Annotated in this window: 9 protein-coding genes and 1 pseudogene; all 10 read left to right on the forward strand. The window is 51.5% G+C overall.

The features are described from left to right. Positions 1-186: 186 nt before the first annotated feature. The 10 genes and pseudogenes from PWM43_RS11095 (at position 187) to PWM43_RS11140 (ending at position 13643) form a co-directional block, all read left to right on the forward strand. Positions 187-1287, forward strand: a complete 1101-nt coding sequence (locus tag PWM43_RS11095; protein WP_289842573.1) for a hypothetical protein — start codon at positions 187-189, stop codon at positions 1285-1287. Positions 1288-1292: 5 nt separating this feature from the next. Further along, positions 1293-2084, forward strand: coding sequence for an ABC transporter permease (locus tag PWM43_RS11100; RefSeq protein WP_289842574.1), 792 nt, complete (start codon positions 1293-1295; stop codon positions 2082-2084). After that, positions 2081-3592 (forward strand): alpha/beta hydrolase-fold protein, encoded by a 1512-nt coding sequence (locus PWM43_RS11105; protein WP_289842575.1) that lies wholly within the window; start codon positions 2081-2083, stop codon positions 3590-3592. The genes PWM43_RS11100 and PWM43_RS11105 overlap by 4 nt, the downstream gene beginning before the upstream one ends. Before the next feature lie 664 nt (positions 3593-4256). After that, positions 4257-5243: a UDP-glucose 4-epimerase GalE gene (gene galE / locus PWM43_RS11110; protein ID WP_289842576.1), complete on the forward strand. Its 987-nt coding sequence runs from the start codon at positions 4257-4259 to the stop codon at positions 5241-5243. A 34-nt stretch (positions 5244-5277) separates the two neighbouring features. Beyond that, positions 5278-6426 (forward strand): UDP-galactopyranose/dTDP-fucopyranose mutase family protein, encoded by a 1149-nt coding sequence (locus PWM43_RS11115; protein WP_289842577.1) that lies wholly within the window; start codon positions 5278-5280, stop codon positions 6424-6426. A gap of 92 nt (positions 6427-6518) precedes the next feature. Then, the gene (locus PWM43_RS11120; RefSeq protein ID WP_289842578.1) at positions 6519-8627 is read left to right on the forward strand and encodes a glycosyltransferase; all 2109 of its coding nucleotides are present in this window, start codon (positions 6519-6521) and stop codon (positions 8625-8627) included. 2 nt (positions 8628-8629) lie between these two features. Next, positions 8630-10324, forward strand: coding sequence for a glycosyltransferase (locus PWM43_RS11125; RefSeq protein WP_289842579.1), 1695 nt, complete (start codon positions 8630-8632; stop codon positions 10322-10324). Positions 10325-10588: 264 nt separating this feature from the next. Continuing rightward, positions 10589-10927, forward strand: a pseudogene (locus tag PWM43_RS11130) (transposase); the annotation flags it as partial. A gap of 206 nt (positions 10928-11133) precedes the next feature. Next, the gene (locus PWM43_RS11135; RefSeq protein WP_289842580.1) at positions 11134-12393 is read left to right on the forward strand and encodes an MFS transporter; all 1260 of its coding nucleotides are present in this window, start codon (positions 11134-11136) and stop codon (positions 12391-12393) included. Next, complete coding sequence (locus PWM43_RS11140; RefSeq protein ID WP_289842581.1) at positions 12390-13643, forward strand: arsenic transporter; 1254 nt, start codon at positions 12390-12392, stop codon at positions 13641-13643. The genes PWM43_RS11135 and PWM43_RS11140 overlap by 4 nt, the downstream gene beginning before the upstream one ends. The last annotated feature ends 135 nt before the right edge of the window (positions 13644-13778 follow it).

Consider the following 13778-nt stretch of genomic DNA (forward strand, 5'->3'; position numbering starts at 1 on the left):
GGGATTGACAACCTTGCCTGCTCCCTCAGCGCGGCCGCAATCAGGGCCTGAAATGCTTCATGGCGATCGTGTTTGTTCAAGAGGTTCTATCTGGAGTGGGCGCGGGTGTTCCGTCGATACGTTGTTCATTTTCTCCAGAATTGGCGTTGTTTCCCCATCGGCATGCGGTAAAGGTTCACTTCGTTCATGAATGGCGTAAAGAAGATTTTCTCCGATTATTTGTTTATGGGGTTTGTTATCGTTCCGACCCTGCTGGCGGTTCTCTATTTTGGGTTTCTTGCATCAAGCGTTTACATTTCAGAATCGCGTTTTGTCGTGCGTTCGCCCGAAAAGCCTTCGGCGAGCGGACTCGGAGTTATGTTTAAAAGCGCTGGAATCGCCAATTCCAGTGATGAAGAATATGCAGCAGATGACTACATCCTCTCTCGGGATGCGCTACGCTCCATCAACATGGACCGTAGCTTTGTAAAAGCCTATACGGATCCGCATATCTCAATTTTAAATCGCTATGATCCACTAAATCTCTCTTCATCTTTCGAAGATATGTACCTTTACTTCAAGCATAAAGTTAAGGTTGATAACAACTCCACTACTGGAATTACGACTCTGACGGTCCGGGCTTATCAGCCTGAAAATGCTAAGAAATTTAACGAAGAACTTCTGAAAATGGCGGAGGATACCGTTAACCATCTTAACGAGAGGGCCCGTACGGATCTGATTGAATTTGCGAAGCGGGAAGTGCATGACGCTGAGCAGGAGGCCCAGAAAGCCGCTGTTGCCATCGCCGATTATCGGAACAGCCATCGGATCATCAATCCTGAGCAGCAAGCGTCGGGACAACTCCAGATGCTGTCGAAATTTGAGGACGCATTGATCTCAGCGCGTGCTCAGCTTGCAATGATGCAGAAGACGGCAGCAGACAATCCTGGTATCGCGGTTCTTGAAAGCCGCATCATGAGCATATCAAAAGAAATGGCGAGCGAGGTAAGCAGAATTTCTGGTACGGATACCTCTCTCGCTTCTCAAGCCTCTGAATATCAGAGTCTAATACTTGCAGATAAAATTGCGGCTAAACAGCTCACCGCGGCCGTCTCTTCACTCGAGCAGGCGGAAATGGAAGCACGGCGTCAGCAGAGTTATGTCGAACGGATCGCTCAGCCCAGTCTTCCCGATGCTGCCGGAGAACCTCATCGATTACGTGATATTTTCGCGACGTTCCTTATGGGGATTATTCTCTGGAACATAGCACGCATGTTGAACGCAAGTATTCGTGAGCATATGGATTAATGGGAATGATTACGCATGGCTCGCTCACTCGTTCTCTGATTATTCAGAGACGTGTTATCTGGGCATTGTTCCTGCGTGAAACCTTGACGCGTTATGGCCGACACAACATTGGTGTCTTATGGCTGTTCGGTGAGCCTATGTTGTTCACAATGGGCATTACAACTTTGTGGAGCCTGCTGCATCTATCGCACGCATCTCATATTCCGATCGTTGCCTTCGCGTTGACGGGGTATTCTACGGTTCTCGTCTGGCGAAATATGCCGAACCGTCTGAATAAAGCGATCGAGATTCACCTCGGGCTGATGCACCACAGGAACGTCCGGCCGATTGATATCTACATCGCTCGAGTGCTTCTGGAAGTAGGAGGAGTCACGACGTCCTTTGTCGTTCTCTCGGCGGTATTCTGCAGTCTCGGGTGGATGGACCCGCCAGAGGATATTATGGAAGTGATTGGTGGCTGGGCGCTAATGGTCTGGTTTGGTTCTGCTCTTGCAATCCTTGTCGGATCCGTCAGTGAGCATTCGGAACTGTTTGAGCGTCTGTGGCATCCCATTACTTATCTGTTGATAGGATTTTCCGGTTTGGGGTTTCTGGTCGATGCGATGCCTGCCGCCGCGCAGAAGTACCTGGTGTTGATTCCCATGGTGAACTGTTCTGAAATCATCAGGGATGGTTACTTCGGATCACTGTTTGTCGCACATTATGATGTTTTATACGTAGTGATCTGGAATATTGTCTTGACATTTCTTGCCATGATCGGCGTCAGGTCCGTGTCCCAAGGAACATCGCTGCAATGATTGAATTTCAGGATGTCCGTAAGAATTATCCTGTCCGAAAGGGGCTTAACCGGGTGCTGAGAGGCGCCGATCTGCTCATTCATCCGGGAGAAAAAGTAGGAATTCTCGGTCGCAATGGTGCTGGAAAGTCAACCACGATTCGCTTGCTAAGCGGCTCGGAACTTCCAACGTCGGGAACGGTCGATCGTAGGATGTCTGTTTCGTGGCCGTTAGCTTTCGGAGGTGCCTTTCAGGGAGCACTGACAGGGCGGGACAACGCGAAGTGTATCTCACGCATCTACGGGCGGGATATCGAGGATACCCTCGACTTTGTGCAGGATTTTGCCGAGCTTGGTATTTATTTTGATGAACCCGTAAGAACTTATTCGTCAGGAATGGCAGCGCGTCTGGCTTTCGCAATATCGATGAGTATCGAGTTCGATTGTTTTCTAATCGACGAAGTTGTTCATGTCGGAGATCATAAATTCCACGAAAAATGTCAGGTTGAACTATTTGAAAAACGAGCGGATCGAGCGCGAGTCATCGTTTCGCATAGCGAGGATTTTGTCAGGGAGCATTGCGATCGTGCTTATGTGCTTAAGGATGGTTTATTCCGGCCGTTCGATGACGTTGATGAGGCGATAGATTTCCACATAAATTCTATGCACGAGAAGAACGACGCGAAAGATATCGACAGGACGATTGCTGCCATGCCATCGCATGATCCGAATTCTATCTATTCCCCCCATCCGTCAACAATACGTCGACTGGATGTACCGCAAGGCACTCAGATCGAGTTGCATCTTCCGCCGTCCTCGTTTTTTCCTGAATGCCAGCATCGGACCTGGCTTTACAGGCCCGCCGGATACGATGGGAGTAGCGCTCTGCCGCTTATAGTTTTGCAAGACGGTTGGTGGTTCAAGGCTGATGACGGCCCCTGGCAAACACCAGTCGTCCTGGACAATCTAATTGCTGATGGTGTCATTCCGCCTGTTGCGGCGTTGTTGGTGGAGCCTGGAAAAGCAAACCATGAGCATGGACTTGCGAGCGAGCAGAGATCCTTTGAATACGACAGCCTGTCGGACCGCTATGTTCGCTTTCTAGAGGAAGAGGTCTTTCCTGAGGCTCGCAAGCATATCACGATCGCCGATGACCCGGCAATGAGGGCAATCGGGGGTTTCGGTAGTGGTGGCATCTGTGCGTTCACGGCTGCCTGGCAGCGCCCTGACGTATTCGGACAGGTCTTTTCGTTTTGTGGGAGCTTTGTCGATATTCGCGGTGGTGGCTCGTATCCTGATAGCATCATGCAGACAGATCCGAAGCGCCTGCGTGTATTCCTGCAGGTTGGGATTAATGCGAGGCCTTCAGGTCGTTTTGACGGATTGGACTGGCCATCCGGCAACCGCGCGATGGCGAGGGCTCTCGCGTTCAAAGGATATGATTATCAGCTCGTGACAGGGGAAGGGGATTTTTCCCACATTCATGGGGTATCCATTCTTCCTGATGTTCTGAAATGGCTTTTGCGTTAAATCGCTTTCTTTTGCAGTTTGGAACGGAAAGTTTCCCCAAATACGTGTGATATGTCTCGAGATGATAACTGCCATTGGGGTGCCTCTGGATATCATCAGAGGTTTTATCTTCGGACTTTTACGATCTTGTGGCGACCGCCGTTTCGAATGGAGCGTCATGTGGTCAGCGAGCGGAAAGGTTTGGCGCTAACTCGTCGAATACGATTTGTTAACGCTCTTCAGTTGTTGGGAGCGGTAATGTCACCGTTAGCCTGCGGAGCAGGATCATGAGGCTGAATTGTGCGATCGGCGGCGACAGTGCTCAAGCCCATATCGATCGCATCGTCGTGTGCGATTTGCGACGCTGTGACAGCTTTATCATGGGTAATCTTGGATCGTGAAAAAGACTGGACATTTAGATCGCGCTCAGAGTCTCATCTGTCGCCGTAAAGTATCTCCCGTTCTACAGTCCTGACACATCGGGCCTTAGAAGACCGTGATGGATGAATCAAACCGACGGGAGACGTAAGTTCCACCAGAGCGGCGATGGTGTGAGCTAAATTGAGAGGAAAGCACTTCAGTGGGTTCTCTTCCACGATAGGAACATGGTATCCATTCTTCAATCAAGAAACTTCTGATGGTTTTTTTTTCTTATTCGTGGCGTCGGTCTTTCGGAGAGTTTTGAATGCGTTATCTTGTTACCGGTGGGGCAGGTTTCGTCGGTAGTCATGTTGTTCTTGCTCTGCTCGATGCGGGTCATGATGTTGTTGTCCTGGATAATCTGAGCACAGGGTATCGCAAGGCCGTTCCCGCTGGCGTAACCTTTCACAAGGTGGATCTTCTGGATTACGCTGCGACCTCGGCCGTGGTGGGGCAGGGAGCATGGGATGGCGTTCTGCATTTCGCGGCTCTTTCTCTGGTCGGCGACAGTATGCGTGATCCCTTTTACTATCTTCGTCAAAACTACCTGACAGCGCTGAATCTCGTACAGATATGCGTTGAGCATTCCGTCAAGAAGATCGTATTTTCTTCGACTGCTGCCCTTTTCGGTGGACCCGAACGGCTAGGCCCTATCCCGGAGACCGCACCCGTTCAGCCTGGATCCCCGTATGGTGAAAGCAAGTTCATGATCGAACGCGTGCTGAATTGGGCTGACGCGATCTATGGTCTCAGAAGTGCATGTCTGCGATATTTCAATGCTGCGGGGGCGGATCCTCAGGGCCGCGCAGGCGAAGATCACCGTCCTGAGACTCACTTGATTCCTCTGACCGTTGACGCTGCGCTCGGCCGCCGATCCGCGCTGAAGTTGTTTGGTACAGATTATCCGACCCGAGACGGTTCCTGTATTCGTGACTATATTCATGTCACGGATCTTGCCGATGCTCATGTGAGGGCACTTGGTCAGATCGACCATCGCAGTGTCACATATAATATTGGCAATGGCCAAGGATATTCGAACCTCGAAGTCCTCCAAAGTGTCGAGCGGGTCAGTGGCCGAAAAGTTCCTTGGGAAGCTGCTCCCAGACGAGAAGGAGATCCTGCCTTTCTCGTGGCGGATTCCACAGCTCTAAAAAATGATACGGGATGGGCGCCTCGCTTTGGGAGTATTGATAGTATCGTCGAGACAGCATTGCTGTGGCGTAAAAAAAACCCGAACGGTTACGAAGTGTAACTAGAAGAAATTAACGGATTACGGATAGAAGATAATGAGATTTTGTATTGTTGGTGCTGGATTCAGTGGTGCCATTATTGCCCGTCATCTTTCAGAGAAAGGGCATAAGGTCTTGCTACTGGATGAACGGTCCCATATCGCCGGGAATTGTCACACTGAGCGGGACGATAAGACAGGCGTGATGGTGCATCGTTATGGACCGCATATCTTTCATACTGCTGACGAGCGTGCCTGGAGTTACATCCAGAGTTTTGGGAAATTCCGCCCCTATATCAATCGGGTGAAAGCGATTTCCCAGGGACGTATTTACACTTTGCCGGTCAACCTCCTGACGATTAACCAGTTCTTCAATGCAGTGATGTCGCCCGCTGAAGCACGCATGTTCATTGAAGAAAAGGCCGATAAATCGATCAAGGATCCAAAAAATTTCGAGGAGCAGGCACTCTCGATGATTGGTCCGGAGCTATATAAGGCATTTTTCTACGGGTATACGCGAAAGCAATGGGGACTGGAACCGACGGAACTTCCAGCTTCCATTCTCAAAAGGTTACCTCTTCGCTTTAATTATAACGATAATTACTTCAATCATCCTTATCAGGGAATGCCGGAAAACGGATACTCTGCGATTGTCGAAAATATTTTGAAGTCTGAAAATATTGAAATTCGTCTCAATACAAAATTCGAGGACCTATCAGAAGACTTCCAGCATATTTTTTATACGGGTCCAATAGATCGTTATTTCTCGTTTGATCTCGGACGTCTAGGATATCGCACACTTGATTTTGAGCGCATTGACAGCGATGGCGATTATCAGGGTGCGGCAGTGATTAATTACTGTGATCAGCAAGTGCCGTTTACGCGCATTTCGGAGCACAAGCATTTCGCGCCATGGGAAGCGGAGTCCTTGCAAAAGACAGTTGCCTTCAGAGAATATAGTCGTCTGGCTGAACCTAACGACATTCCTTATTATCCTATCCGTCTCGTCAATGAGAAAACCATGCTCGATAGCTATATCGCTCGGGCACGGGCTACAGCAGGCGTTTCTTTCCTTGGCCGACTTGGAACGTACCGGTATTTGGACATGGATGTGACGATTTCCGAAGCTCTCAACGCCTGTGATCAGATTGATCAGCGATTGGAAGCAGATGCTCCACTTCCGGCGTTCTTTATCGATCCGTCTTAAATCTCTCTCGTGTTTCTGTTCCCTGCGATTTCTTTTATCGTGGGGAAGAGATAGACTCGTATCAATGATCTTTCGAAGGCTTCGGCGCGTTAATGACCAATTCAAATCGTGATGCCGCGACACAGACTTACTCACATGTCGATCGTTTTCCATTCTTTCCGATAAATTTTTCTCCAGATCAGAGAAGCAAGCCACTGTATATGGTCAAGCCGTATACGGATTTGGACGACGCAGGGAACATTATCGTGGAACGTGGTCGCGTTGTCACGTTTGATGGTTTCATGACTGCGCTTTACGAGCGTGAGATCAATCAGATTGTTCCGAACGCCAGGCTTTACCTCGAACTGGAAGTCAGCGGTAACTGCCGCGTCGGTCTGTTCCATCGCTCTCAGGCCGGAGAGGTCATTGAATACGCGATGGAAAAGCACGTCGCGGCGACCCGAGATGAGGTCCGCACCATCCGGATTGATTTCGATATTGTGGGAGCCGAGGCCAAGCTCGGCCGGTGGTATTTCACGATCGAAGCGCTGGATTTCTATTCCACGACCTCGGAAGTTGCGGATAAATCCCCCTCAGAAGCAGAAACGCTTATGCATAAAGCGTATCGCAGTGCGTGGAATGCTTTGGGGGCTGAGGGCACACCGACAGATGTCATCCTGCGACGTGCAACGTGGGGGCTGCATAATGCAAGGTTGCAGGATGTGCGCCCCTGTTTCGTGATCTGCACGTTCCGACGCGAGAAGCAGCTTGTTGGTAATGTTGATCTTCTCGTTAAAGCGCTTGAAGCTGAATATCCGTCCTATGGCATCATCATTGTTGATAATGCTCGCACGGTTGAGCGTCAGAATTACTGGCCCGAAAACGTCCGTATTATCCAGCAGCGGAATGTTGGTGGTGCCGGTGGCTTCGGCCGCGGTATGTTCGAGGCATTGGAAGATGGCGGTTACACTCACATTGTCATGCTTGATGATGATGCCGACGTTGAAAAGACAGCCATTGCGCGTATGACCAATCTTTTCCGAGTCAGCCTGGACCCAGAGGTTTTCATCGGTGGCGCGCAGTTGGATGTCTACGATCCCGTGCGGTTGGCAGATGGAGGCGCTCACTGGGTGCCGGATCGCTTCGAGCGTCCGTTTGCGCGGCTGGCGCCAAGCGATCTTGGAGAGCTTTCGGCGAAGGACGCACTTATGCGTAACCATTCGCTCAACTTCAATGGTTGGTGGCTTTTCGGCGGTCACGTAGACGGATTCCGTAAATTTGGAATGCCTCTTCCCTGTTTCGTACATCTTGATGACGTGGAATACGGTGTGCGGCTTACTATGCGAGGCGGGCATGTTCTCTCGGTTCCGGGTATCGCGGTTTGGCATGAACCGTATTATGCGAAGCCGGAAGGTTGGTTTGCTTATTATAACATCCGTAACGAGCTGATCCGCCTTTCTTGTCATATCGAAGTGCTTTACGCGTTACTTGTTGGCGATGATTTCGAAGATGTCCGCGTTCAGGTTGAGCAGCGTATCTCTAAGATTATGAGGCGTGTCATGCGTCTTCTCTTGCGACGCTTTCGCGGCTTCGCAGATATTTATCACTATGGTTCAGCGATGCTGCTGGTTCTGGCCGTCGAGGATTATCTCAAAGGACCGAGTATTCTTGCCACGACTGATGCTGCGGATCTGCATGCAGACATTATGAACGTTTACAAGCGGTTCAATTCTAATTATCGCTTTGCGGCGTCGCTGCCTGCGGGTGTTATTCCAACTCCACCGGGCACTTCGGATAAGTTCGTTGTGCCGTGGGTCAGTAACACGAAGCGTGGGCGCAGCATGTTGTTGCGCGGGTATAATATGTACCAGCGCCTGAGCCGCAATGGAAACATTTCCCTTCTACCGAAGAAAAAGACGTCCCTGGATGCGATTTCCGCCCGTCGACGTCAGATGACGGTCTTCAACAGTCGGAATGATATTAACTGGCGTGATATTCGTTCCGGACGTGACTGGGCCTATTACGATCCTCAGAAAATCGGATATCATATTTTCTCCAACGATCCTGAGCTTTATAAGGAAGCGCGTGAGCGTCTTGCAAAGGCGCTCCAAGCGTACCGCAAGGATGTTTCTCGTGTGCAGCCTGAGTGGGCGGCTAATTACGATCATCTGATTTCAGAGCCCTTCTGGCGCGAACTGATAAAGACGTTTGACCGTAACTGAGCGTGGATAAGCCGCCAGTCTGGTATATGCTCCAGCCATGGAGAGCCTCGGCTTCGTTACCTTTTTTTTCGAAGTCGCTCTTTCCTCTGGCCTGGGGTGGCTATGCACGATTTGAACAACTTGGGTTGCAGATTCGGACGGGGATTCCCATTGTCGTCAAGGTGTTTCGACAATGGGGCCGGGAGGGACCAGAGCAGGTTTCCGAGCATGCTTTTGCGCCCGGACATTCAATTCTTGCTCTACCAACCCTGAGCGAGGCAGGCAGTCGACTGTTTTACAGTTTGCATGGGATTGATCAGGCGAGCCTGCCAGATAAGTCGGATGTTATTATAGACTGGGTTTGTGACAGGGCCCCGGAACATGCGGTGCATCTTGCCGTCGTTATATGCACGCGCGATCGGGAAATACAGATTCAGACGCTTCTGGATCAGATCGATACTCAACGTGAGGATCTGACGACATGCGTCATCGTCAATCAGGGCGCGACGGGTCTGCATGAGCGGTTGACAGTACGTGAGGCTCAAAAATATCTTTTTGTCGAACAGGAGAATTTTGGCGGAGCTGCGGGATTTACCCGTGGGATCATCGAAGCCCTAAATAATCCTCATATTACTCACGTCGTGCTTATGGATGACGATGTGGAAATCGACTCAGGTGTCTTGTGTCGTATCCGCTTTGCTCTGGCCTATATCCCCCCAGAAATTTGTATAGGCGGTGTGATGGTGGACCGGGATTGCCGACAGCACCTCTTGTCTGTTGGACACGATTTCGATTCCCGTCGTGCCATGACGACTGATCGGCTCGTTCGCAGAGACTTGCATCTGGAGGACGACATGGCTCGTTCCTTGTTGGAATATCCTCTGAATGTTGGGTTTTGTGGCTGGTGGTGTTTCTGCTTCCCTCGACAGGTCGTAGAAACCTGCGGATTGCCGTTGCCTCTGTTTCTTCGGGGAGACGATGCGGAATATGGCTTGCGATTGAAGCGTGCCGGATTTCCAACAGTCATGTGGCCCGGTATTTACGTCGCCCACCCTAATCTACAGAATCAGACGCGACCTTGGCATAATTATTACGACCGTCGAAATGCCTTGATCTGCGCCCTTCTTGAGCGTGGTATCGTATCATCCAAGGCTATAATGCGGCTTATGCGAGGGGTATTCAACGCCTTAGCCTTGTACCGCTATGCTGAAGCACGCGCAAGTCTGGACGCATTGAGGGCATATCTCGGAGGGGCAGACAGTCTGGAGTGCTGGAATGAAAACATACATCGCGCGCGTGTAAATGATGATGAGATGTCAAAAATTCTTCCAGCAGGGAACCTTGTTTTTCTTGCTATTCATCGTACATCTTTTGTCAGGACAGTCGTTACTATATTGCGGGTTTGTAGGGATATTTTTTCACTTGGCTGGGGTAAAACCACGATTTCCAATGATTCAATTTTGCAAATTGATGAGGCGAGTTGGATGGTTGGTACCGTTCAACGCCCTGAGAGAATTCAAGTTGTCAGCGGACGCAATGTAACTGAGTTAAGGAGGGATCCATCGCAAGCGCGTAATCTGTTTTTCAGCATGCTTCGTATCCTATGGTTCACTATGACACATCTTGCGCCAAAGCCTGAAGATTTTTTGAGGTTATCAACGCCAGTTTGGTGGAGCGCACGTCTGGAAACGATCAATAGGAAGTCAAAATCTAAATAAATGTGGTCCGGAATGGAGGGAAGAAACGATCTTATTAATCGATTTCGTTCTCTTATTCTATATTTATGGTGAGATATGAAGTACCAACATAAACCATATAAATAACTTATAAATATATCGGACGAACGAAGAACAACGGATTGGTTCCATTGCATCCTGATTTCGGGCACGCGGAGTGTCTGTTGAAGTGCTCCCTGAAAACCCGGCTAATTTGAATTGGAATTTTCCACATATGATCCCGTAAAGCGGGATGAGGAAAATTTCATGAAGGCATCGAAGTCCACCGAGGTGCAGATCGCGTTTATTCTGAAGCAGGCGGATGGAGGAACACTTGTCGCCAGAGTTTGGCGGAAGGCAGGCATTTCGGATGCGACGTTCTACTACTGGTGGAAGAAATATGCCGGTCTGATGCCGTCCGAGATGAAGCGGTTGCGGAAGTTTGAAGACGAAAACGCGAAGCTGAAACGGATCGTGCTGGACCTGTCGCTCGACAAGTTGAGGCGTGGCACGCAGGCCGAACCGACCCAGCGGATCCGGGAGATCTGCGCAACCCGTGTGCGCTATGGCTATCACCGCGTTCGTATCCTGCTGCAACGAGATGGCCTATCTTCAACGTCGGGAAAACCGTGACGTTTCCTACTGCTATCCCTCCAATCAAAACCAAAGGAAGGAAGTCACAGTGAGTGGTTCGTGACAAAAGAGGTTTCCTGACTCCCCGATTACAGCTTTCTGTTGCCTATCTTTAAGAGAGTCTTGTAACTTATAGCTTCCTGTGTAGTTAGGCTCTCCGATCTGGAGAAAATAGCCCGATGACGCACGTTTCTGTGGATGATCCGAAGACAGGGAAGTCACAAGGAACTCTGTCAAACCGCGCATTATTTTCATTATGTGCCCTGAACTTTTTCATGGCCGACGTGCAGGCCGGTATTGGTCCCTTCCTGGGCGTGTTTCTCCAGCGTCACGGCTGGCAGACAGGGCCGATCGGATCCGTCATGACGGCTGGCGGCATTGTCGGAATGCTCGCCACCATTCCTGCCGGTGCGCTTATCGACCAGACGACAAAAAAGCGTCTTTTCGTTGTTGTCGCAGCATTATGCACCATTTCTGCCTCACTTCTTTTACTGAGTTCCCAATCGATTTTTGTCGTGACCGTCAGTCAGCTCGCTACCGCGCTGGCGGGAGCAGGGATTGGTCCGCTGATGGCCGGTATGACACTCGGGATCGTTCGCCAGAAAGGTTTCAACACGCAGATTGGGCGCAACCAGGCATGGAACCACGCCGGTAACATGGTGGGAGCCGGTTTGTCCGGCTGGCTCGGCTGGCAGTTTGGTTTGTCCGCCATTTTCTTTCTTGGAATCACATTTGGGCTGCTGGCTATCGCTGCCGTACTCCTGATTCCTGAGAAATCCATTGATCATCAGGCGGCACGCGGACTGGAAGATACAGACAGTCAAGATACCGGCAAGGCCGAGGGACTACGGTCATTTCTGCGGCACAAACCTCTGCTGATCCTCGCGGCCTGTCTATGTTTCTTTCATCTCGGCAATGCTGCGATGTTGCCGCTTTACGGTATGGCGGTGGTTAGCGCCGGGAAAGGTAATCCCGCGATGTTTACGGCGATGACCGTGGTAGTGGCTCAGGCCGTGATGATCGGTGTCAGCCTTCTGGCCATGCGTTTCGTAGCAAACCGTGGATACTGGATCGTATTGCTGGTTTCATTTGCCGCCCTGCCGCTGCGCGGCATGATCGCGGGTACGTTCGTCCAGCATTGGGGTGTGTGGCCCGTGCAGTTTCTGGATGGGATAGGGGCCGGACTACAAAGTGTTGCCGTGCCGGGTCTGGTGGCAAAGCTTCTGAATGGCACGGGGCGAGTCAATGTGGGGCAGGGTGTCGTCATGACCGCACAAGGCATCGGAGCAAGCCTTTCGCCCGCGCTGGGCGGCTGGCTGGCCGAGGATCTGGGGTATGCGACGGCATTTTATACTCTGGGCTGTTTTGCAATCCTGTCGTTAGGACTGTGGATTTCCTCAGCATCAGTCATGCGTTCTGCGGATCGTGCACCAGTATGATGCTGCATCGTGAGGCGATCTGCGCGGTCGCAAGCCTGACGACTGCCGGGGTCATTACCCGGCCATTTCGGATTGCCGAGTGGGTGTGGGCTGTAACAGGAGCCGCGCTGTTGGTCGTGACGGGCCTGATCCCCGTTTCCATGGCGGAAACAGGTATTCTGAAAGGCGGAGATGTCTATCTCTTCCTGACCGGCATGATGCTGCTCAGTGAAACGGCGCGGATCAACGGCCTGTTTGACTGGATTGCGACATGGGCCGTCAATCATGCTGCGGGCTCAACGACCCGATTGTTCACGCTGGTCTATCTGGCTGGCGTCGTGGTGACGACATTCATGTCCAATGATGCGACAGCTGTCGTGCTGACACCTGCGGTTCTGGCTGTAGCGACCCAAGCAAAAGCGGACCCTCTTCCTCTGCTGTTCGCATGCGCGCTCATCGCCAACGCTGCCAGTTTCGTCCTGCCGGTTTCCAATCCGGCCAATCTGGTTCTCTACGACGGCGCTCTTCCGGCTCTGGGATCGTGGATGGCATCCTTCGCGCTGCCGTCGTTTATGGCAATCGCGACGACCTATCTGGTCCTTCGCGTGGTTGAACACAAACATCTCAGACAGGAATACGCGCCTCAGGTTGAGACGGAGCGTCTGACGACCGGTGGCAAGGCTGCCTTCGGGGGAATCGTGTTGACGGCAATCCTGCTTGTGACGATTTCGGCATTCGACCGTCCTCTCGGACTGCCTACAGCGCTTGCGGGTCTCGTAACGGCCCTTGGTGTATCCGCATTGGCGCGACGCTCACCACTGACGCTGGCGCGGGAAATTTCATGGGGCGTTCTGCCCCTTGTGGCAGGGCTATTCGTTTTGGTCGAAGCCATAGACAGCACCGGACTGATCGGGGAGATCGCTCGGATACTTCGAAATGCGGCCCGGTCTAACCCTGTGATGACGGCTTGCGGCTCCGGCACGCTTCTGGCTTTTGTTTCAAATATCATGAACAATTTGCCTGCCGGGCTGATTGCGAGCGAGGTTGTGGCACAGGCTCATCCCCCGCGCCTGGTCGTCGATAATCTCCTGATTGGCGTGGATCTTGGTCCCAATCTTTCGGTCACGGGCTCTCTGGCCACAATTCTGTGGCTTCAGGTGATCCGTCGCGGCGGCGAGGATGTCGGGTTTCTGCAATTTCTCAAGGTGGGCGCCGTGGCCATGCCTGTAGCGCTGTTTGCGGCCCTCGGTGCGCGATTGCTGATGGGGTGAGGTTTTTGCTCACGGTCCCATGGAATTCATGTTTCCCAGCACATGTTCGAGGCGAGAGTTATGTATCTCATCGTCGGTTAGAGCCTTCGTCGTTTCAGAATTGCCCTGACGGAGCATTGCGCGTCCTGCCGGAAG

The organism is Brytella acorum, from assembly GCF_029309905.1.
GTDB lineage: Bacteria > Pseudomonadota > Alphaproteobacteria > Acetobacterales > Acetobacteraceae > Brytella > Brytella acorum.

Excerpts from the sequence above, each read along its gene's own strand:
- PWM43_RS11135 (WP_289842580.1), top strand. The coding sequence starts at position 11,134 with ATGACGCACGTTTCTGTGGATGATCCGAAGACAGGGAAGTCACAAGGA.
- galE (WP_289842576.1), top strand. The coding sequence starts at position 4,257 with ATGCGTTATCTTGTTACCGGTGGGGCAGGTTTCGTCGGTAGTCATGTT.
- PWM43_RS11115 (WP_289842577.1), top strand. The coding sequence starts at position 5,278 with ATGAGATTTTGTATTGTTGGTGCTGGATTCAGTGGTGCCATTATTGCC.
- PWM43_RS11105 (WP_289842575.1), top strand. The coding sequence starts at position 2,081 with ATGATTGAATTTCAGGATGTCCGTAAGAATTATCCTGTCCGAAAGGGG.
- PWM43_RS11140 (WP_289842581.1), top strand. The coding sequence starts at position 12,390 with ATGATGCTGCATCGTGAGGCGATCTGCGCGGTCGCAAGCCTGACGACT.
- PWM43_RS11100 (WP_289842574.1), top strand. The coding sequence starts at position 1,293 with ATGATTACGCATGGCTCGCTCACTCGTTCTCTGATTATTCAGAGACGT.
- PWM43_RS11095 (WP_289842573.1), top strand. The coding sequence starts at position 187 with ATGAATGGCGTAAAGAAGATTTTCTCCGATTATTTGTTTATGGGGTTT.
- PWM43_RS11120 (WP_289842578.1), top strand. The coding sequence starts at position 6,519 with ATGACCAATTCAAATCGTGATGCCGCGACACAGACTTACTCACATGTC.